Source organism: Mobiluncus mulieris ATCC 35243 (assembly GCF_000160615.1).
Lineage (GTDB): Bacteria > Actinomycetota > Actinomycetes > Actinomycetales > Actinomycetaceae > Mobiluncus > Mobiluncus mulieris.
In genome coordinates this window covers 564970-585596 of record NZ_GG668519.1, presented here as the reverse complement: position 1 = coordinate 585596, position 20627 = coordinate 564970, and the positions used below count along the sequence as shown (strand labels likewise).

The following is a 20627-nucleotide window of genomic DNA, read 5'->3' as shown; positions in this document are numbered from 1 at the left end:
CCTCTTTTAGGGTATCTTCAGGCAGCCTCGGTTACCTTGTTGCCCTGGTTTTACAGGAAATAGGTGCGCGTCCCGCTTGGTGCTCTGGACAGAATTCTGTGGACAAGCAATATAACACGCCCCAAGACAAAACAAAAGGAAAACCTGGATTCAGAAACCTGAAACACCGAGTCACCAGCAGAAACCCCCAAGAAGTCAGACAAGTTTTTGTGAAACATTGGCAAAACCGCCGGAAATATGACAATGTAGCTCCTGCGTGTAACTACGCAAACGGCTTCATGCCGTTCATCAAATCTGAAAGGAAAAACATATGACTCGTACCTATGGAAATTCTGCGGGGGGGGGGCGTTCTAAACGTCTTAGCGTAGCCACCCTCTCAGGCCTGCTAGTAATAGGTCTCACCCCCGCTTTTGCGAACGTAGCATTCGCCGCAGATACACCAAAGAACAGCGGAAAATTCTCCAGCTCCGGAGAGGACGCCAATCTGACGGTAGTCGTGAAAACCACCGGCGACACCAGCGGCACAAAATGGGGTAACCCAGGACCACCAATAAAAATAACCGCCACAACAGATGGAAGCAGTTGTCCTCAATGGACAGGAGACGTAGACGTAGCCAGGCTAATCAAGGACAGAATCAATTCATCCGGTGCCACAAACTACTACACCACCCCCAAGACACTCACCTTCGATTCTGCGTTTAATGCCGTAGCTGGACCGTGTAAATACACACTCACTGAAACCCTAGTTGACGATAACACTAAGAAAGCCAACTGGGCTCTCGGCACCACCACGACCGTCACCTACACCATTACCAAAGGCTCCAGCGGCTGGTCAAGCGGTAGTATCACTGCAGATAAAACCGAACTTGAAGCAACATACACCTCACCGAATACCAGTGCTAAGGTGACGATTACGTTTAAAGATTCCACTGGTACTGCTTTCACTCCGGATGCTCGTACTAAGCAGGTGAAAAAGGGTGAAGTCCCGGCTAACTATGATGGCGTGTCAACTGACGGTGCTTGCAAGGATGGTTTGGCGACTGAGTTCGTGAAGTGGGTCAAGGCTGATGGCAGTGACCCGGCTGCCTCTGACTTCAATAGTGATTTGGAATTGAAAGCTCAGTGCAAGGCTGTTAACAGCGGATCCGGTAGTACTTGGTTTGGTAACGGTGGCAGCGGCTATACGCCGTCTAGCCCGTCCACCCCGGCCAAGAAGGCTGGGGGCGGGAAGGAGAAGCCTGGCGACAAGAAGCCCGGTGCTAAGCAGTCGGTGGGAAACAAGTTTGATAAGCAGTTCACTAAGAAGCTGGATTTGTCGAAGAGTGCGGTGAAGCGTGCGGCTGGGGCTGACCGGGTGGCTACCTCGGTGGCGGCGTTGGGGCTGGCGAAGAACCATGAAGTAGTCGTGCTGGCTACCGGGTCTGGTTTTCCGGATGCCCTGGTTGGTGGTGCTCTGGCGGGTGCATATAAGGGTGGGGTCGTGTTGAGTACCGGTAGCGTGTTGGAGCAGTCTATTTTGGATTCTTTGAGGACGTATAAGACTAAGACGGTTCACATTGTTGGCGGATACCAGGCGGTGTCGGCTGCGAAGGAAGCCCAGCTAAAGAACGCTGGTTTGGAGGTAATCCGCCATGCTGGGGTTGACCGGTATGCCACTGCTGCTTCGGTGAAGGCTGCGACCCTCAAGGCTTTGGGGGGTAAATCCGCTATCGCGTGTAATGCTACTGGCGGGGACTTCCCTGATGCTTTGGCGTGTTCTTCGGCTGCTTCCCTGATGGGTGGCACGGTGGATTTGGTCAAGCCGGGTGCGGCTGTCGCTAAGGATGCTACCGCGAAAACCGTGTGTGCGGGCGGTCCGGCCTGCCGCGCCGCTGGTGCGGGGGTGGATAAGGTTGTTGGCTCTGATCGGTATGAGACCGCCTACATGTTGGCCGGGGTCACCCCCGCTAAAGGCAGCGTCCTAGTGTCCAGCGGCCAGTCCTATGCTGATTCCCTCGTGGCTGGTGCCCTGGCGGGTTCGCTGAATGCTGATTTGGTGTTGGCTAAGCCTGCCCGGGTTAACGTCCCGGCTGACACCAAGTCCATGCAGCTCTTCGGTGGCAAGGCAGTCCTGCCAGAGAACATGGCGGTGTACACCAAGTAAGGAGTTACGGCGGCGACAGCAAATCGTTGCTGTCGCTAGCCGCCTCCACGCTGTGACTGCGCCGATATGCGGGCTTCGCCCGCGCGGCGCAGCGTGGCGATTCATGGTTTCCGTAATTTCGCTTAGCGGCTTCGCCGCTAAGCGTTATCGGACAAACCATAGCTAGCCCGGCCGTGCCACCCCAGAGCATCGAGCGACAAAACAGCAAAACCGCGAGCCAAAGATTCAGATTTTCAGATTGATGGTGAAAAACAGTGGTGCCGGGCGTAAGCCCGGCACCACTGCTAAATTAGGTCATCATTGCTGTAATGCTGCGGCTTCTCTTTAGAGAGACTACGCCTTAGGCAGCTTAAATCTGGCCGCGACGCTTGAGCGCCAGGTAGGCATCGGCCACGGCCGGCGGCAAAGCATCGGGATCCGTGGTCAGAACCTGGGCACCGAGTAAACCCAGCAAATCCCCGGCGCGGCGGCGCTCCTCGCAGTCCGCCATCGCGGCGGATGCCAGAAAGGCCTCCTCGGTGTTATCAGCCTTCACTGTCAGCTCGCTAACCTCGGGATCCATCGCGGCGGCCACCAACACCTGGTGATGCCCACTCAAAGACTCCACCATCGGCATCAACTGCCCCCGATCCAGCCCGGCCTCCAAGCCAGTCAACACCACCACCAGGGAACGCTGGCGCACCGTCGCCAACAGGTTTTGTCCCAAACCCATCCAGTTCGCCTCGGTCAAAGACGATTCCAAACCGGCCATAGCACTGGCCATCTCGCCGACCAGACCCTGGCCGCGAGAAGGCTGAATATTAGCGCGAATCCGGTTGTCGAAAGCAATCAAGTGAATCCGATCCCCCGCACTGGATGCCAAAGCTCCCAACAGCAAAGCCGCCTCCATATTCGCATCCAGGCGCGGATACGCTCCCAGTCGCACCGCCGAAGTCCTTGAGGTATCCAAACAAATAATCACATTGCGGTCACGCTCCGGCCGCCAAGTTTTCACCACCGGCACCCGGTTACGCGCTGAAACATGCCATTCGATGTCACGCACATCATCACCAGGCACATATTCACGCAGCGAATCAAACTCCGATCCCTGCCCGCGTTGGGTCAATAGGGTGTTACCCTCCAGGCGCCGCAGCGTCGCCAGGCGGGACGGCAAATACTTCGCGGAACGAAACTCGGGCAGCACCCGCACTTTTTGCCCAATCGGGGCGGAAAACTGGCGGGCACCCAGGCCGAGCGGTCCAAAAGAACGTATCGTCACCGAATCACTGACCAGGGTGCCTTTGCGGGTTGGGGTGAACGTGGCTGCCAACTCCAGGGTTTGCTTGCCCGCCAGCACAAAACGATGCCGCGCCGGCGCGGCTTGCAGGGAAGGCTGCCACGCATCGCGCAGCCAGGCGCGAAATCGCCGCCGGGTGGGGTTCGAAACCGTAATCGAATAGGGGGTAGTGGCGTTAAGGCGCAGCGACACCGGCAGTTGCCGGGTAATTGTCAAGCGACGCGGCGATGGTGCCAGCAGCGCGTCAAACAGCCACAACGCGAGGCACAACAACAGCCAAGACGTCCCCGCCGCCTTCCATTCGGTCAGGAACATCAACGGAATCCCCAAGGCGATCAGTATCGCCAAGCGGGAAGTCACAGCCACTATTCTGATCCTTTCTGTAAGGGGGCGGGTTGGGTTTTTCGTTCGAATTCACGAGGTGCCATCCGGGAATCCCGGTTTTCCTCCGGGGGCTTCACCCCCCCGAGTTCAACGGGGCACCGGCGTGGCGGATAACACCGTATCCAACAGGGACTGGGCAGTGACACCCTCCATCTCGGCCTCGGCACGCAGGCGCAGCCGGTGTCGGAAAGTGGGCAACACCAAGGATTTGACATCATCAGGGGTGACGAAGTCCCGCCCGCACAGCCAAGCCCATACCCGCGAGGTCGCCAACAGAGCTGTCGCCCCGCGCGGGGATACCCCCAGCTCCACCTGGGGTAGTGTCCGAGTGGCGCGAACCAAATCCACGATGTATCCCAATACTTCCGGACCGGCGCTCACCGATTTCACGGCCTGGCGTGCCGCCGCGATATCCTCGGCACTAGCCACCGGGCGCAGCCCGGAATCCGCCAGCGCCCGGGAGTTAAACCCGCGTAAATGCAGGTTAAGAACCTCCAGTTCGGTATCCCGCGAAGGCAGGGGAACCTCGAGTTTCAGCAAGAAGCGGTCTAGCTGTGCCTCCGGCAGGGGATAGGTACCCTCGTATTCCACGGGGTTTTGGGTGGCGATTACCATAAAAGGGTTGGGTAGTTCCCGACTGACCCCGTCGGCACTGACCTGGTGTTCCTCCATGGCCTCCAACAGCGCCGACTGGGTTTTCGGGGGAGTACGGTTGATTTCATCAGCCAAAAGCAGGTTCGTGAATACCGGGCCTTCGCGGAAGGTGAAAGTCGAGGTTTGCGAGTTGAAAATCAAGGAACCGGTCAAATCTCCGGGCATCAAATCTGGGGTGAACTGCACCCGCGTGTTTTTGAGGCTCAGCCCTGCCGCCAGTGCCCGTACGGTAAGGGTTTTTGCCACCCCCGGCACGCCCTCTAACAGGACATGTCCCCCGGTGATAAGCCCGATGACCAGCCCGGTCACGATGGCATCCTGCCCCTTGACTACCTTGTTGATTTCGCCTCTAAGCGCAGAAAATTTATCCAAGATGGCAGCTTGTGTTTCCATTATTTGTGTTCCTTCCCTTTGGTGGTTTCAACCAGGCTGTTCAGATTCTTTAAAAGATTTACCAATTCAGCTCCCGTGCGTGGCGGGGATCCCGCTAGCGCCTCATGAACCCGCGACTCGGGCATCCCGGTGAGCTCCGCGACCCGCTCGCATAGCTGCTCCGCACTGATACCCCGCGCCAGATGCAGTCTTTCCCCCAAACGCCGCGCGGTGAAGCCCCGGGCGTGACGGGCGGCGGTTTCAAACGCCCCGTGAATCCGGTACATACGAGCCCGCCCATAGACGGTTTCCGCTCCGTGCACCACCACTGGAACCACCTCGGTGATGACCCGCCCCAAACGCCGACCCTTCGCCAAAGCCAAAACCAGCAAAGCCACAAAGAACAATATCAAGGCACGAGTCATGGCTGGGGGGATAACATCGGCAGTGCCCGACCCGGCGTCATGGCCAGAAGGCAGCTGGAAAGTACTGCCCACAATCCAACCCACGTTCTTGGCTGGCAGCATCAGGTTCAACAGGAACGCAGCCTGAGAGTTCTGGGTAATTTCGCGGTTTTCGGCGGCCGCAGCATCGGCCAGGAAGCTAACCCGCAGCCCCCCAGGACGCTGGAACTGCAGATAGGCGTATTTCTCGGGTGCTACCTGGTAGCAGGCCGCTTCGGGGGTACGCAAAGGCTTGAGAGAACCGCGCGAACCGTGCAAAGGACCAGCCTCGAAAGCAGCCGGCAGTTTACAACGCGGCGCCACTCCATCCGGGGTGCTCTCACCCACTGCCACCGCGTAGGGCTCTAGGCGATTCGTCTGAGCGAAAGTACCCAGGAACAACAGGTTGGTACGCGGGGATTTCATCAGGGAGCTGATGTGTTTATCCGTCAAATCCGCCACCCCGGTCACCACCAGCAGGTCGTCTTCCCCCAGTTGCGCCACGTCACGAGTGGTATAGATATTGCGGACATTCACTCCCTTTTGCTGTAAAACCTGAGCCAGTGCCATTGCCCCGCGCGGGCCGGGATTATTAGGGGACAAGGGGTTAGTGTCTGTAGGCCTGGACAGTAAACCAAAAATCAGAGAAGAGATTACCAGCAGCACGAAACCGCCCACAATCCAGCGTGACTGGTGCAAGGCTTCGCTGATACGCGGGGTGGCGGTGGGAGCGGAGGGGGAACTCATGAGGTCACCTCCGTCGAGGCAGCAGCCAGGGCGGGGGTCGGTGCTGTGGCCGCCAGCTGTGCGGAAGGATGCGCGAGGGGAGAATGTGATTTGATTTGACGCTCCAGGTTTTCATCCAAGATTCGTATCCGGTGGAAATCCGCAGGCAAAGCCTGGCGGTGACCGAAGCGCAAAGCGTTGAACTGGGTGGCGGCCCAGTTCAAGTCGACCCCGAAATTGGGGGCAATCCGGGTCAGTTTCTGGCTGGCTTCCACGGCGGTGAGCCCCGGGGGGATAACCAGCTTGCCTTCCCCTTCACACATCTTCATGAGGTGACGGAACTGTTCGAGGAAAGCCACCGAGAAGTCTTCGCGTCCCACGGCTGCCCGTGCCGCCGCCAAATATTGGATAGCGCTGCGGTTGTCGTCAAACACCACGGAATCTTTTGGTTTTTTGCCTGTTGTTGGGGCGTGGATTCGCCAGGAACTGTTGGTCAACAGCAAGGTAGCCACCGCCGCCATCACCGCTATCAACAGGGCAACCACAATCCAATTGAAGGAAGGCAAATCCGGGTTGAAATGCGCGCCGGAAAACAGTTCGATAAGCTGAGAGATAAGGCCTTTGAGTATCGAGTGATGCTCCTGGTAGATGGGTTTTTCTAGCTCCCGTTCCAACAATTCCCGCCCGGCTGCCCCCCCCAGGGGTGCGTCACTCGCACTGTCGTCGGTGGGGAAGACAGTGAAGGCGGTAAACACGGGGGCGAACACAGGGAACCTCTCAGTCCTGTTGTTGGGAAGCGCGCAGCAAACTTAAAGCCAGACCTTCGCGGCGCATTCGTAAATCGATATAGAGGATGGACTGTACCCCGGCAATAAACGGGATATAGACCCCGGCGATAACCCCGCTTAAGGTTTCGCTGATTCCCATTACCAAGGTCATGTTTTTGGTGACGGTCGCAGCCACCGTAACCACTATCTGGACAATGAAACCTAGTCCAGCCATAATCGCCATCCAAATCATGTATGTGAGAGCGATGACACCGAAAATCCGCCAAAAAGACTTCTTGGTCAGAGCCCAAGAGCGGCGCATGGATGCCCCCACCCCGATGTTCTCCATAACCATAGCGGGAACCGCGAAAATAACGCGGATGGTTATGAACACATAGCACAGGAATCCGGCTAAACCAGTGAGCAACACCAGTAACCCCCCGGATACCGCCATCCACAGGTTTTGGGTATAAGTCCCAACGAAAGTCAAAATCAGCGGCGAGAAAGCCAGCATCGCCACCCCGATAGCAATCAAATCCAGCAGGAAAGTAAAGCCAATCAGCCTCCAAAAGTGGGGTTTAACCGCGTCCCAAGTGTCACCGATGGAAGGACGGCGCCCCAAAGCCATGGGGGCGATAGCCGCCACCCCGATACCCGTGGTTATCGCCAGAACCGCAATCCGAACAATACTGGTGGGGATGCTGACCAGCAGAGCGCTCTCTATCATTCCCAGGACGGTATCCAACATGGCCTCGGTGTTTTCACCGCTGTTTTCAAGCGTTTGCATCGCCTGGTTTATGTCGGGGAATGACAGGGCGGTAATAATTCCCGAAACCAAAGCAAACACGGCCCAGATTCCCAAAATCAGACCGAACATCACCGAAGGGGCTTCGCGCAGCGCCCGGAATGCGCCGTTGAAAATATCGCTCAAAGACAACGGCCGCAGGGGAATCACCCCGGGTTGAACCTGCTGGTAATCCCGAGGATTTTCACTAAACCCCGGCATGGTTCCCGCACCAGCACCAGCACTCGCACCAGCACTGGCATTCAGAGTTCCCCTAAAAGCCATCCCCGAGGTATCCGCAGTACTTTGATTGTCGGAGCCGGCTGGGTTATTTGGACGCGATATTCCGCCGAACACACCCGACGGAGGAATACTGCCATTTCCCGCCTCAGCAGTCGTGCCAGCGGGCGACCCCCCGGGATTCTGCCAGGAACCCGCGCTGAACTGTCCATATCCGCTGGTAGGAACCTCGGAGTTGCCCCAACTTGAGGGGTTGGGCGGGGTGGGTGATTGATTCGGTTGGTTCATAAATATTTGTTCCCTTTCACTAAGCCCAAGTCTATGTTGCCATGTCCGAGCCGTAATTTCTTGTCAAAGTGAATAAAAATCCCCGGCTTTCCCAGGACTAATGCCCCAGCTTCCGTAAATCATGTCAAAATAGGACTATGAGTTCTAAAATTCTGGTAGTTGACGACGACACCGCCCTGTCTGAAATGATAGGCATTATTTTGGAATCATCCGGCTACACCCCGAGCTTTTGCGCCGACGGGGCAAAAGCCCTGGGTGAATTCAACCGAATAAACCCCGACTTGGTGTTGTTGGATTTGATGCTGCCCGGGATGGATGGAATTGAAATCTGTCGGCGCATCCGCCAGACCTCGGTGGTGCCGATTATCATGTTGACTGCCAAAACCGACACCACTGATGTGGTGGCTGGCCTGGAGGCCGGGGCGGATGACTATGTGCCCAAACCCTTTAAACCCAAAGAACTCCTGGCGCGGGTCGCCGCCCGGCTGCGACACTTGGAAACCCAAGCCGAAGAAGTACTGAAAGCCGCCGACCTCGAGATTAATCTGGCCTCCCACCAGGTGACTCGCGGCGGTCGGGATTTGGGACTCACCCCTTTGGAATATGACCTGTTGGTGGCACTAGCCTCGAAACCCGGGCGGGTCTTGAGCCGCGAAGAACTCCTGGAGCAAGTATGGGGCTTACGTCACGGTGCCGACACGCGACTCGTGAACGTGCATGTACAACGACTGCGCGCCAAAGTGGAAGTTGATCCGGATAACCCCCAGGTTGTTTTGACGGTTCGAGGAGTGGGATACCGGATTGGAAGTGCGCATTCGTGAGCGCCTCTACCCCCGCAGTGTTTCGCCGCTCGAGGCGACAACGCCGGGTCAGCCAGCTAATCAACACCGTCACCCGATATTCTTTACAGCTGCTGCAGTCATCATGGGTGCCGCTGCCTTTACAAAAATCCCTGACGCTGCGCATGGGAATGGTCATGCTGGTGTCCACCCTGGTGATTTTGGGTGGAATCGGACTGTATACCGCGAATTCAATCCGAGACGGGATTTTTCAAGAACGACTCAACCAGCTGCTGGTCGAATCGGCTTCCCGCGCCAAATCAGCGCAAAATCGTTTGGATTTAGCCCCAGTCTCCACGGTGGAACAAGTGCAATCATTGGCTCAAGACGTGATTACTTCCATGGCCACCCTCGCCTCGGGGGGGAGCGCCCCGGCGGTGTTGATTCTGCGAAACCCCCACGAAACATCTTCTTTTGTGATTAACGAAATCGGGACGGGAAACCTGCGGGAAACCATCACCCCCGAACTGCGCGAAGCCGTGGAAAAAAAGCCGGGACAATACTGGCAGTCCGTGAAAATCAAGGAAACAAACGGGCGCTTTGCCCCGGGAATTGCGGTGGGAACCCCCCTGATACTGCCCTTGGCGGGAGCACATGAACTGTATTTTGTGTATTCCCTGGCCGATGAACAGGCCAATCTGGACTTGGTTATGCAAGTGTTGGGCGCGGGGGGTGTGGCTCTGCTGCTGTTGGTGGGGGCCATGACCTGGGTAGTGGTGTACTCCGTGTTGGTGCCGGTGCGCCGCACGGTGCGCACCGCCGAACGTCTGGCCGCTGGCGACCTTAACGCTAGGGTGTTGTCCCAAGGCCAAGACGAGATGGCGCAGCTGGCGGATTCCTTCAATAAAATGGCTGGATCCTTGCAATCAAAAATCGACACCCTGGGGCAAATGTCACGCCTGCAGCAGCGTTTCGTTTCGGATGTATCCCACGAGCTGCGCACCCCCCTGACCACCATGCGAATCGCCGATGATGTAATCTTTGACGCGCGCCGAGCCTTGGATCCCGCCGCGCTGCGCAGCGCGGAGTTGCTGCACGACCAAATCGAGCGTTTCGACGCGATGCTGGCGGATTTGCTGGAAATCTCGCGTATCGATTCCGGCTCGGCTCGCCTGTCTTTTGAAACGGCAGATATCAACGCCCTGGCACGCCAGGTAGTAGAGGACACCGCCAGTTTGGCCGAAAAAGTCGGCTGCAAGGTGGTGTTGAACCTGCCCGCCTATCCTTGCACCGCTGAACTCGACACCCGCCGGGTTACCCGTATCATCCGCAACCTGGTGGTAAACGCCATCGAGCATTCGGAAGGCAACCCGGTGGTCATCACCACGGACACCAGCGAAACTGCGGTTTCCCTGCGGGTAAGCGACCACGGGGTGGGCATGAGCCCGGAAGTGACCTCGAGGGTTTTCGACCGTTTCTATCGGGCGGACACCGCTCGGGCGCGCACCACCGGGGGAACCGGGTTGGGACTGGCGATTTCCCTCGAAGACGCCCGGCTCTCTGGGGGTACCTTGGAGGCCTGGGGCAAAGAAGGCTACGGCTCGTCCTTCCGTTTGACTCTGCCCCGATTGCGTGGAGGCGAAATGGGACCGGCTCCCGTAGCCTTGACTGACTACGTAGAACCCAAACTTGAGGAATACCAAAGCACAGTCGGGGGTGAAGATGTTTAGAAAGTCACAGTGGTGGGGGCGGAGAGCAACGGGGATGGCACCTCATGAACCCCGTTACGTAACGATAGCTGCCCTGTTGGTCGGGGCGGTTTCATTAGGTGCTTGCGCAACCCTGCCGTATGCCGGAACGGTACAAAAATCCGATATCGAAATCGCAGCCAACCAGCCATTGCTGGGTCTAAACGCGCCCGGGCCGGTACCGAATGCGTCCCCGGAAGAAATCGTGCGGGGCTTTATTCGCGCCTGTGCGGCCGGGTATTCCGACGATTTCACCGTAGCCAGGTCTTTTTTGGCCTCTAAGGCGGCGGTGGACTGGAAACCAGATGCCCAAGTGGTGATTGTCGACACCGATTCGGGCATAGACATCACCACCACCAGTGACGCTGCGGTTCAGGCCAACGCGAAAGCCGTGGGCAGCGTCGACAGTTCCGGGAAATATTCAGTCGCCAACACCACCTCCGAGATTCAAGAACGTTTTTCCCTGGTCAAAGCGGCGGACAACCAGTGGCGCATCGCGAATCTTGAAGACGGCGTGATTCTGTCCCAATCCGTATTTGCTTCGATTTACGCTTCAGCCCCGATATTCTTTTTGGCCGCCAACCACGGGGCCTTGATTCCAGACTTACGCTGGTACCCGCGCCGCCGCATGGCGTCCTACCTGGTCAACGCGATTTTGGCCGGGCCGCCACGAAGTTTTCGTGGCGCGGCGACCTCGGTGTTTCCCCCCGGAACCAGTCTGCGCGGGGGAACCGTCGAGGTTTTCGACGGGGTAGCCAATGTCAACATCGATTCGACCCAGCCCTTTACCGACCCACACACCATCGCTCTGGCCTATTGGCAAATCGGCTCGACTTTGCGCGATGTGGCGGGGATTTCTTCGGTCAGTTTGAGTCTGGGTAATGTACCGCTGCCAAACACCGAGCCGATTAGCGACCCGTCGGGGGTGGTCAACCCGGTGATGATTAAAGATGGCAACCTGGTTCGCCTGGATGGGGACAAAGTTGAAGTGCTGCTGTCAGCGTCGAACTTAGCGGGGATTTCTATGAGCCACCCGGCTGTGTCCGTGGATGGGAAAACGATTGCTTTCACGGATGGCGCGCGTCAAAAACTCTATGTGTGGAAGCAACGCTCCGCCCAGGTGTTGTACTCTGGCCTGGGATTAGCAGCGCCCGTGGTAGATCGTTTGGGCTGGATTTGGACGGTAGACAGCGCCCAACCCAACCATATTTTGGCGTATAACGACGACGGCAGTGGTATTCAAATCGAGCTGCCCTGGCACGATTCCCGCATAGTTACCGCCCTAGCAATCAGTCCGGACGGCAGCCGTTTGGCGGCGATTCGCAGTGTGGACGGCAAAGACCAGATTTCGCTGGCGATAATCCTGCGTAACCAGTACGGCCTGCCCGAAACCCTGGTGGGCACTCAGGAGCTGGAAATCGGCACTAGTACAGTGGCGGATTTGTCGTGGTTGCAAGGCTATACTTTGGCCGCTTTGACCGGCGGCGGCGAGAAAACCACGGTGCGTATAATCCCGCTGTTCGGTCCGGTTTCGACCCTGCCGGGGGTGAAAGACGCGGTGGCCTTGGCGGGGGGGCGCACCGAAAACGAGGTTTACCTGGCCACCAAGAACGGCGAACTCTTTTCGCGTTCGGGGCGTAACTGGCAGCACACTTTGAGCGGGGTGCAAGACCCCACCTATCCTGGGTAGTCATCGTGGGCGGTGAATTTGAGGATTCTTCACGTCGCGCACGGCGAGTCAGTCGCGAACTGCGGGCCGCGCTGACGGATTTGGGTGGGGTGCTGCTGCCCACGGAATGTGTGGGTTGCGGAGCTTGGGATGAAATGGTTTGTGACCGGTGTTTGGCGCAAATTTTGGGTGAACCCCAGGCGCTTGACCTGGAGCTTGCCGGCATCCCCGGTTTCGCTGTGGCGAATTACGAAGGCGCTATGCGCCGTTTTGTTTTGGCGGGCAAACACGACCCGCGTTTGGATTTGCGGTCTTACTTTGCGGCCGCGGGTGAAAACGCGGCGGTTTTAGCGGCGCGCCTCGGGGTCATGAGGTGCCATCGCGAAGTGTTCGTAGTCCCCGCACCCTCGACCACCCCGGGAGCATCGTCCCCGGTCGCGGGGGCTTTCGCCACCGGCATCATGTCTGGGTTGGTCAAATCCGGGGTGGCGAGCCAGTCGGGAGTGCTAGAGGTACTAAAAATGCGGCCGGGCACCAAAAAACAGGCCGGGCTGGGGTATTCGCAGCGGGTGACGAATCGGCACCATCGAATGACCCTGGTTGCGCCCGGGGCTGGTTCGGAGCTTTCCGGGGTGGCGGCGGTTTTGGTTGATGATGTCAGCGCCACTGGTTCCACCTTGCGGGAAATGGCGCGGGTTTTGCAAGGCGTGGGGACAGAAATCCTGGGTGGATTCGTGTTCGCTACCAGCCAGTTTTCCCAATAGTAGCCTGAAATTCACCGGCGAAGCCGGCGCCTCATGAAATAAACCCCCCGGAAATACTGCGCGGATAATCCGCTTGCACTAGAATAAAATTAACGTAAAAACAGCAGGTAAAACACGACGGAGTGTTGCCCGCGCGGAAGGGAGGTGAGACGCGAACCATCCGTCCCAGCAGCTGGTGCTGGGTCCCAACTCAAACTCTTAAGGAGGCCAACAATGGAAATCACACTAAAAGCCCGAAACGCCGAAATCCACCCGAATTTTCGCGAGTATGTAGAGGAAAAAATCGCCAAGGTGGAACAGTTAGCGCCGCGTACGCAACGTGTGGACGTGGAATTGACCCACGAGCGCAATCCTCGACAGGTCGATACTGCGGAGCGTATCGAAATTACAGTTCATGGCAAAGGTCCGGTGGTGCGCGCCGAGGCTTCGTCTTCGGATCGCTATGCGGCTGTTGATATTGCGGCGGGTAAACTCTATGAAAGGCTGCGTCGTGCCCGCGACCGCATCAAGAATCACCGTCGCTACGATATTCCCCCGGATGTCGATTTGGATGTGGCGATGCCCGAGCCGCAAGCCAAGCCCGCCCCGGTTCGCGCCCCGTTAAAGCCCGGCGAGGTACGCGAGGATCAACTGGGGGATTCTCCCGTGATTGTGCGTGAAAAATTGCATGAAACCACGCCGGTGAGTGTGGAGGAGGCTTTGGACGAGATGGAGCTGGTGGGGCATCCCTTCTATCTGTTTATCGATTCGGAAACCATGCAACCCGCCGTGGTTTACCACCGTCAAGGCTGGACTTATGGTGTGATTCGGCTCAACGCGAATTGCACTATCAACCAAGGATAGGTTTTATTTATTGGTTTCAGTAGCGTAGCCTCGGGGTTCTCTTTGAGCCCCGAGGCTAGGTTTCCCTGGGGGCGACGTTGGGTTTTCGGTTTCATGAGGTGCCATTTTGCCGATTTGCTTTAGCTAAATATGGAACTTTCCCCTAAAATGGGGGAGGCTGCGATGTTTTAGCTCTTTGTCGCGTCGCCACCACAGAGTCCCAAACGAGCCCCAAAGGAAAGGGAAAACGTGTCCGTTATCGATAAGTTCTTGCGTTTAGGTGAAGGTAAAGTCCTTAAGAAACTGGTGAAAATCGCCGACGCAGTGGATCGACTGGAAGATGAATACAAGGCGCTATCCGAAAAGGAGTTGAAAGCGAAAACTGCGGATTTCAAGAAGCGCCTTGAGGATGGGGAGTCCCTGGACAGCCTGCTGGTAGAGGCTTTCGCTACGGTACGCGAGGCTTCTGACCGGATTTTGGGTTTGCGCCATTTCCGGGAGCAAATCATGGGTGGGGCGGCGTTGCACTGGGGCAATATCGCTGAAATGAAAACTGGTGAAGGCAAAACCTTGGTGGCCACCTTGCCGTGTTATCTGCGAGCCTTGAGTGGTAAAGGCGTGCATGTCGTGACGGTCAACGACTATCTGGCTTCCTATCAAGGCGAGCTGATGGGGCGGGTGTACCGCTATCTCGGTTTGACCACGGGTATTATCTTGGCTCAGATGGATCCGGCGGAGCGGCGCAAGCAGTACAACTGCGATATTACCTATGGGACAAATAACGAGTTCGGTTTCGACTATCTGCGTGACAATATGGCGCAGCGGGTTGAGGACTTGGTGCAGCGTGGTCACAACTACATCATCGTCGACGAGGTTGACTCGATTCTGATTGACGAGGCTCGTACTCCCTTGATTATTTCTGGTCCCGCCCAGGGCGATGTCAACCACTGGTACCAGGATTTCGCGAAGGTGGTGTTGACCTTGAATCGCGGCGAGGACTACGAGGTTGATGAAAAGAAACGCACGATTGGTGTTCTGGAGCCCGGTATCGACAAGGTAGAGGATTACCTGGGAATTGACAATCTTTACGAGGTAGCTAACACCCCGCTGATTGGGTTTTTGAACAATGCGATTAAAGCCAAGGAATTGTTCAAACTGGACAAGGACTACATTGTTTCCCCCGAGGGTGAAGTCTTGATTGTGGATGAACACACCGGGCGTGTGTTGCCGGGTCGGCGCTATAACGAGGGGATGCACCAGGCCATTGAGGCCAAAGAAGGGGTAGAGATTAAGGCCGAGAACCAGACCTTGGCTACGATTACCCTGCAGAACTATGTGCGGCTTTACCCCCAAGGCTCGCGAGCCGGTATGACCGGTACCGCCGAGACGGAGGCCGCCGAATTCCAAGAGACTTACAAGATGGGGGTGGTGCCGATTCCGACCCACAAACCCATGATTCGTGAAGACAAACAAGATGTGGTCTACAAGTCGGCCGAAGCCAAGTTCGCGGCGGTGGTAGATGACATCGAAGAGAACTATCACCGGGGGCAACCGGTTTTGGTGGGTACGACCTCCGTGGAAAAATCCGAATATTTGTCGAGGTTACTCAATGCCCGCCATATTCCTCACCAGGTTTTGAACGCGAAGCAGCATGAACGCGAAGCAGCGGTGGTAGCGATGGCGGGGCGTAAAAGCCAAGTTACGGTGGCCACGAATATGGCTGGTCGTGGTACCGATATTATGCTTGGGGGCAACGCCGAGTTTCTGGCGGTGCAGGCTTTGAAAGACCAAGGTTTGGATCCCGAAGAAGATTCCGAGGCTTATGAAGCCGCCTGGCCAGAAGCCTTAGAGAAAGCCAAGGCGGCGGTAAAGAAGGAACACGACGAGGTTGTGGAGCTCGGCGGGTTGTATGTGTTGGGCACGGAACGCCACGAGTCGCGGCGTATCGACAACCAGTTGCGCGGTCGTTCCGGGCGTCAAGGTGACCCTGGGAAGTCGCGTTTCTATCTGTCGATGGAAGACGATTTGATGCGCCTGTTCAACACCGGGGCGGCGGCGCGGTTTATGCAGTCGGGGATGCCTGATGATATTCCCTTGGAGTTTAAGATGGTGTCCTCGGCGATTAAATCCGCCCAGGCTCAGGTGGAGGGTCGTAACGCCGAGATTCGCAAAAATGTCTTGAAATATGACGACGTGATGACCGAGCAACGCGAGACGATTTACGGGGAACGTTCCCAGGTGTTGCATGGCAAAAACTTGGAACCCACGATTGAATCCTTTATTGAGCACACCGTGTCCACGGCGGTAGAGGGGGCTACCACGGCTCAAGAATCCAGTGAATGGGATTTGAAAACTCTGTGGGCGGGGTTGAAAAACATTTACCCGGTTTCCCTAACGGTGGCGGATATAGAGAATGCCGTGGGGGGACGGAGTGCCTTGACCAGCGAATTTATCTCCGAACAGTTGGTTGATGACGCGAAACTGCAATACGAATTGGCTGAAAAATCGTTGGCGGAAAACCAGATTGCCGTAACCCAGTTGGGTAAAGACCCCATGCGCGAGATGGAACGCCGGGTGTTGCTTTCCGTGGTGGATCGCCTGTGGCGCGAACACCTCTACGAGATGGATTACTTGAAAGAAGGCATCGGTTTACGTGCCATGGGGCAGCGAAATCCCCTGGTAGAGTACAAAACCGAGGGCTACCTGATGTTTAAGTCCATGATGGAGCGGGTAAAGGAAGAAACCGTCCAAAATGTGTTCGGTTATGTTAAGGCCTTTATGGAGGCTTTTGAACAGGCACAGCTGGTGGAAGGCGGCGAAACTGAGTCGGCCGTTGCGGATGAGAACGCGGCATCAGAACCTCGTGATGAGGCCGGTCACTCCCGCAAGAGTTCGAAGCCGAAAGGGCGTCGGGCGGGAGCCAAGTCGATTAGTGCCAATCGCAGCGTCATGGGGGATACCGGGCGTGCCGCTATGAGCGAACAGGTGACGTATTCCGGGGATGATTCCCTGGAACCGGCTGTGACTGGAAACCGGGCTCAGCGTAGAGCTTCCAAGAAACGGCGGTGAATTTTTTCAGCTGAGCTTGAGTGCCAATCGTTGCGGTTGGCACTCAACCGATTTTTAGCGCCGTCACCAGCCAGCGGTTGCCCTGGTTTTCCAAGCGCATCGAGCTGGCGCGCCCCCGTTTCCCGTCGTGAAGCACCACGGTGGCCTCTTGGGCTCCGTCTAAGGTGGCACGACACCGAGCAGAAAGTACCCGGACGGGACGTACTTGCGGTGGGGTACCCAGGTTTTGTGAAAGCTTCGAGCCATGTTTCGGGCTGCGTGAACCCTGGTTGCGTTGGCGCTGCTTTTCTAGGAGCCGATATTGCAGGGGCGTAACCCACGGATTTAACTGTGTCAGTGGTCGTTCACCTTCGATGGCCTCTAGGGAACAGCGCGCAATCTGAGCTGCCCAGCGTCGTGGGTCTGGCAACTTGGGGTCATCAAAGGGGGATTTGGCCACTAAATCCGGAGAGGTTTTCCCGCGCCTAGGCCCGGGGCGGGTATCAGCGGGGCGAGTTGAGCCCGCGTTTTGACGAGTGCGCCGGAGCCGTGAGGTCTGCTGGCACAGCGAGGTGCCCCCACGTGGGGGTGTGCGGCAAGTCAAATACCGGAAGCTCTCTTCGGGAGCAACCCGGTTCGTAACAGGCTTTGTTTGATAGGTGAGGGTGGTGGATGTCATGTTGCGCCTTCTTTCATTAGGTTTAGCCACTGGTTTAGAGGGCTTAGGTTTGTTATGACTATAATACAATCATACATCAGGTTAGTTGTCAAGCGATGTTGTTTGGTGTTGTTTGATTGATTTATGCCCTGAGGGGGTGGGATGTTCTAGACTGGAAACATGAGAGAAAACCCTCTAATTAGCGATATTTCTTCACAATTTGATGCCCAGCTCCAGGTGCAACGCCAAGTGGAAGTTGCTGATATGGCCACCGCTGAGGCGACCGAAGTTACCCTGGCCGGCCGCCTCTTAGGGAGTGTGGGCACGGAGCTCGAGTTGCGACTCATGAACGGAGAATCTTTGCGGGGTCAAGTATTGCGCGCGGCGGGAACGTGGCTGATCCTGGAGCTGCAGCGCGCGCAGTTGCTGGTGTGGTACCGTTCATTAGGTGCCATCTCGGGTTTGGATGCCACTCCAGAGTGGCCAACCAAGGTAGAAGAAAGACTCACCGCCGCGAAAATTCTGCGCGACTTCGCAGCCAGTCGCTTAGAGATTCAGTTCGTAACCCACAATAGTTCCCTACAGGGCTACATTCAACGCGTGGGGCAAGATTTTGTGGACATCATCGACCACGGCAGGCAGGTTACCTTGCCTTTTGAGGCCTTGCTCTATGTGTCTTGTCCGCGCTAGCGAAGAGCTATAGGGGAAAAACCTAGTCGGCGAGCAAAACCTGTCCCGACTCGAGGCGCTCCGCGCTTTGGGCATATTGTTTTTGGACGTATTCCTCCAGTGCCGATTGTTCAATTCGCCACAATCCCCGCCCCCCAATCTGGATGGCACGCAACTCTTGGTTGTTGATGAGGTTACGCACCGCTCCGGGGGAAACCTTGAGCATGTCGGCTACATCAGCAATCGTGTAAAAATTGAAGTCCATGACATCATGGTACATCAAAAAGAACCAAGACGCAACAAAAAGTATTCAGTTGGGGATGATATTCTAAGGGAGAAAATAATAGGAGGTGATGCTAGTGCCGATTGGCAGTGGGAAAACCCAAGGGTGGTGGCACAGCCCCCGGGTATATATCGGAATCATCCTGATAGCTCTGGCTATGATGCTGACTTTTGTAGCTATTCGGGTCGCGGGTCATATGGATCGATACTGGGCGGCCAAGGACACTATCTTGGCGGGTCAATCCATAACCAAAGATATGCTGGTGGCGATAGAAGCTAATCCGGGGGTGGCGACCAGGCATTATTTCCCGGCCGCTAAACTGGGACAAATTCGCGCCACTCAAACCATCGGTGCCGGGGAATTATTGTCACGAGGCTGCGTGTCCAGCGGGTCTGGAAATGTCAAGAAAATCGTGCTGAAGTTGGCCTCCCCGCTGCCCAGTGGGGTTTCTAAAGGTGACTACCTGGAAATCTGGCAGCTCCCCAACGGGACGGACAGCGATACCGACGTAGAAACTTTGCCTCGGGAGGCGCACAATATTGCTCCTCGGGTCGTGTTTGTATCCGAGAAAAAACCCGGGGTGGCGATGCGGGTTACCGAGGATATTTCGATTGAAATCCTGGTGGAAAACAAAGACTTAGAGGACTTGCTCGCCGCCGTCGGCTTGCAGCGATCCCTCGTGGCTATTCCGGTGGCATCATGAGTGAAACCGGGATAGCCACTTGCTTGGATCCGGATTTAGAGGCTGAAATAATCCGTGAAATCGAGCAGCGGAAGCTACCGTTGAAAATAGTGCGCCGCTGTAGGGATATTACCGAGATTTTGGCGGCCTCCGCCGCGCAACTGGTAGATATAGCCATCATTGACACCGAAATCATTGATTTAGATGCGGCGGCACGCCAGGATTTGACCCAGGCTCAGACGACAGTTGTGGCCTTGGCTCCGGTGGATGACCTAGAATTGCTGACGCATTGGGGTGGAATCTCGGTACTGGCTAAAACCGATCCGCGCCTGCCCGAAATTACCGACAGCGATACCGACAGAATCCTCGCCCTGGTAATGCAACTCATGATGCCGCCCCCACCACCCAGTCCGCAGGCACCCTCCCATCCGCCAGCGAGCCCCCAGAACGACACGCCTGACGCCGCTACCGTTGCCCAAAAATCCGGCAAAGTCGTAGCGGTGTGGGGACCTCCCGGTTCTACCGGAAAATCCTCGATGGTGGTGAACTTAGCGTCATTCCTGCGTGGCTACGGCGAAGTTTTGCTGATAGATGCCGACACGGTAGATTCTTGTCTGGTACAAATGTTGGGGATTTCCCTCGAGGCTTCCGGTTTGGTGCAAGCCTGTCGTTTGGCACAACTTGGACACCTTAATCAGCGCAACTTTGCAGAGGTAGTCACGAATGTGGGGTCACAGGTAGACCTTTTGTCGGGGCTGAACAAAGGAAATCGATGGCGCGAAATTGGCGATAAACCCTTGGCGGCGGTGGTGGAATGGGCTCGCGAGAAATACGCGTGGATTCTGGTTGACTTGGCGCCCGGATTCGAAGACACCGCAGATCCTTTAGCCGGGATGGGGGCATCACGTTTTGCGGCACAGACAGCGGTTTTATCCGTTGCCGATCTGGTGCTTGAGGTAGGTTTGGCTGATCCGGTGGGTTTGCGTCGCCTGGTAGTGAACCACGACCAGGCCGTGGCGGGGGACCTGTGGCACTGTCCTGCCCTGGTGGTGGTCAATCGCGCTCGTGTTGGCGTGGCGGGTTCGCACTGGGATAAATCTATTTCCCAGGCTCTGGCTCAGTTTTTGCCAGAAATCCCCGGGGTATGTATTCGTGATGCGAGTGAAGACTTTGACCGAGCCCTGGTGGCTGGCTGTGATATCGTCACGGCAAACCCCGAGGCCAAGGTGCTGACGGATTTCCTCAAGCTAACAAATTCGGTGCTACAGCTGTTGGGAATGCGCCCGCGTCGAAAGGCGGGCATAAATTCGGGGCGGCAAAGAAAAAGCCTTTCCAAGCGTGGCCGACATTCGGGTGACGCCGAGGCGAAAAAACCCGTGACGGGCAAACCGGCAGTAGAAAAGCCGCTGCCCCCCGACAAATAAAGGA

Annotated in this window: 17 protein-coding genes; 10 read left to right on the top strand and 7 right to left on the bottom strand. The window is 56.6% G+C overall.

Features of this window, described 5'->3' with window-relative positions:
- Positions 1-310: 310 nt before the first annotated feature.
- Entirely contained in the window at positions 311-2143 is a 1833-nt protein-coding gene (locus HMPREF0577_RS07630; RefSeq protein WP_004013232.1) for a cell wall-binding repeat-containing protein, read from the top strand.
- 349 nt (positions 2144-2492) lie between these two features.
- On the opposite strand, the gene HMPREF0577_RS07625 is transcribed toward HMPREF0577_RS07630, so the two are convergent.
- The 5 genes from HMPREF0577_RS07625 to HMPREF0577_RS07605 form a co-directional block, all read right to left on the bottom strand.
- Positions 2493-3785 carry a DUF58 domain-containing protein gene (locus HMPREF0577_RS07625; protein ID WP_004015556.1) on the bottom strand — a complete coding sequence of 431 codons (1293 nt, stop codon included), beginning with the start codon at positions 3783-3785 and terminating at the stop codon, positions 2493-2495.
- A 105-nt stretch (positions 3786-3890) separates the two neighbouring features.
- On the bottom strand, positions 3891-4850 hold the full coding sequence (locus HMPREF0577_RS07620) for an AAA family ATPase (RefSeq protein WP_004013230.1): 960 nt from the start codon (positions 4848-4850) through the stop codon (positions 3891-3893).
- Positions 4850-6019, bottom strand: coding sequence for a DUF4350 domain-containing protein (locus HMPREF0577_RS07615; protein WP_004018110.1), 1170 nt, complete (start codon positions 6017-6019; stop codon positions 4850-4852). Before HMPREF0577_RS07615 ends, HMPREF0577_RS07620 begins: the two co-directional genes overlap by 1 nt.
- Entirely contained in the window at positions 6016-6765 is a 750-nt protein-coding gene (locus tag HMPREF0577_RS07610; protein ID WP_004013227.1) for a hypothetical protein, read from the bottom strand. Before HMPREF0577_RS07610 ends, HMPREF0577_RS07615 begins: the two co-directional genes overlap by 4 nt.
- Positions 6766-6775: 10 nt before the next feature.
- On the bottom strand, positions 6776-8077 hold the full coding sequence (locus HMPREF0577_RS07605; protein ID WP_112664838.1) for a glycerophosphoryl diester phosphodiesterase membrane domain-containing protein: 1302 nt from the start codon (positions 8075-8077) through the stop codon (positions 6776-6778).
- Between the two features lie 137 nt (positions 8078-8214).
- Here HMPREF0577_RS07605 and mtrA point away from each other — a divergent pair, with 137 nt between their 5' ends.
- The 6 genes from mtrA to secA all read left to right on the top strand — a co-directional run bounded on the left by mtrA (position 8215) and on the right by secA (position 16928).
- The gene (gene mtrA, locus HMPREF0577_RS07600; protein ID WP_004013225.1) at positions 8215-8898 is read left to right on the top strand and encodes an MtrAB system response regulator MtrA; all 684 of its coding nucleotides are present in this window, start codon (positions 8215-8217) and stop codon (positions 8896-8898) included.
- Positions 8895-10586 (top strand): MtrAB system histidine kinase MtrB, encoded by a 1692-nt coding sequence (gene mtrB, locus HMPREF0577_RS07595; RefSeq protein WP_004013224.1) that lies wholly within the window; start codon positions 8895-8897, stop codon positions 10584-10586. Before mtrA ends, mtrB begins: the two co-directional genes overlap by 4 nt.
- Entirely contained in the window at positions 10546-12294 is a 1749-nt protein-coding gene (locus HMPREF0577_RS07590; protein ID WP_248613755.1) for an LpqB family beta-propeller domain-containing protein, read from the top strand. The genes mtrB and HMPREF0577_RS07590 overlap by 41 nt, the downstream gene beginning before the upstream one ends.
- Before the next feature lie 5 nt (positions 12295-12299).
- Positions 12300-13037 carry a ComF family protein gene (locus HMPREF0577_RS07585; RefSeq protein WP_004015563.1) on the top strand — a complete coding sequence of 246 codons (738 nt, stop codon included), beginning with the start codon at positions 12300-12302 and terminating at the stop codon, positions 13035-13037.
- Positions 13038-13250: 213 nt separating this feature from the next.
- Positions 13251-13880: a ribosome hibernation-promoting factor, HPF/YfiA family gene (hpf, locus tag HMPREF0577_RS07580; RefSeq protein ID WP_004013221.1), complete on the top strand. Its 630-nt coding sequence runs from the start codon at positions 13251-13253 to the stop codon at positions 13878-13880.
- A gap of 228 nt (positions 13881-14108) precedes the next feature.
- On the top strand, positions 14109-16928 hold the full coding sequence (gene secA, locus HMPREF0577_RS07575) for a preprotein translocase subunit SecA (protein ID WP_004013220.1): 2820 nt from the start codon (positions 14109-14111) through the stop codon (positions 16926-16928).
- A 43-nt stretch (positions 16929-16971) separates the two neighbouring features.
- Here the strand turns inward: secA and HMPREF0577_RS07570 are convergent, their stop codons facing one another.
- Positions 16972-17586, bottom strand: coding sequence for an Rv3235 family protein (locus HMPREF0577_RS07570; RefSeq protein ID WP_004013219.1), 615 nt, complete (start codon positions 17584-17586; stop codon positions 16972-16974).
- A gap of 159 nt (positions 17587-17745) precedes the next feature.
- On the opposite strand from HMPREF0577_RS07570, the gene HMPREF0577_RS07565 reads away from it, so the two are divergent.
- A complete protein-coding gene (locus HMPREF0577_RS07565) occupies positions 17746-18255 on the top strand; it encodes a hypothetical protein (protein ID WP_004013218.1) in 510 nt (169 codons plus the stop codon).
- Between the two features lie 22 nt (positions 18256-18277).
- Here the strand turns inward: HMPREF0577_RS07565 and HMPREF0577_RS07560 are convergent, their stop codons facing one another.
- Entirely contained in the window at positions 18278-18499 is a 222-nt protein-coding gene (locus HMPREF0577_RS07560) for a helix-turn-helix domain-containing protein (RefSeq protein ID WP_036342688.1), read from the bottom strand.
- 88 nt (positions 18500-18587) lie between these two features.
- On the opposite strand from HMPREF0577_RS07560, the gene HMPREF0577_RS07555 reads away from it, so the two are divergent.
- A complete protein-coding gene (locus HMPREF0577_RS07555; RefSeq protein ID WP_004013216.1) occupies positions 18588-19220 on the top strand; it encodes a hypothetical protein in 633 nt (210 codons plus the stop codon).
- Positions 19217-20623 (top strand): CpaE/TadZ family protein, encoded by a 1407-nt coding sequence (locus HMPREF0577_RS07550; protein ID WP_004013215.1) that lies wholly within the window; start codon positions 19217-19219, stop codon positions 20621-20623. Before HMPREF0577_RS07555 ends, HMPREF0577_RS07550 begins: the two co-directional genes overlap by 4 nt.
- Positions 20624-20627 lie beyond the last annotated feature (4 nt).

Coding starts and splice junctions, on each gene's coding strand:
- HMPREF0577_RS07630 (WP_004013232.1), top strand. CDS start 311: ATGACTCGTACCTATGGAAATTCTGCGGGGGGGGGGCGTTCTAAACGT.
- HMPREF0577_RS07620 (WP_004013230.1), bottom strand. CDS start 4,850: ATGGAAACACAAGCTGCCATCTTGGATAAATTTTCTGCGCTTAGAGGC.
- HMPREF0577_RS07615 (WP_004018110.1), bottom strand. CDS start 6,019: ATGAGTTCCCCCTCCGCTCCCACCGCCACCCCGCGTATCAGCGAAGCC.
- HMPREF0577_RS07605 (WP_112664838.1), bottom strand. CDS start 8,077: ATGAACCAACCGAATCAATCACCCACCCCGCCCAACCCCTCAAGTTGG.
- mtrA (WP_004013225.1), top strand. CDS start 8,215: ATGAGTTCTAAAATTCTGGTAGTTGACGACGACACCGCCCTGTCTGAA.
- hpf (WP_004013221.1), top strand. CDS start 13,251: ATGGAAATCACACTAAAAGCCCGAAACGCCGAAATCCACCCGAATTTT.
- HMPREF0577_RS07570 (WP_004013219.1), bottom strand. CDS start 17,586: ATGACATCCACCACCCTCACCTATCAAACAAAGCCTGTTACGAACCGG.
- HMPREF0577_RS07565 (WP_004013218.1), top strand. CDS start 17,746: ATGAGAGAAAACCCTCTAATTAGCGATATTTCTTCACAATTTGATGCC.
- HMPREF0577_RS07560 (WP_036342688.1), bottom strand. CDS start 18,499: ATGGACTTCAATTTTTACACGATTGCTGATGTAGCCGACATGCTCAAG.
- HMPREF0577_RS07555 (WP_004013216.1), top strand. CDS start 18,588: ATGCTAGTGCCGATTGGCAGTGGGAAAACCCAAGGGTGGTGGCACAGC.
- HMPREF0577_RS07550 (WP_004013215.1), top strand. CDS start 19,217: ATGAGTGAAACCGGGATAGCCACTTGCTTGGATCCGGATTTAGAGGCT.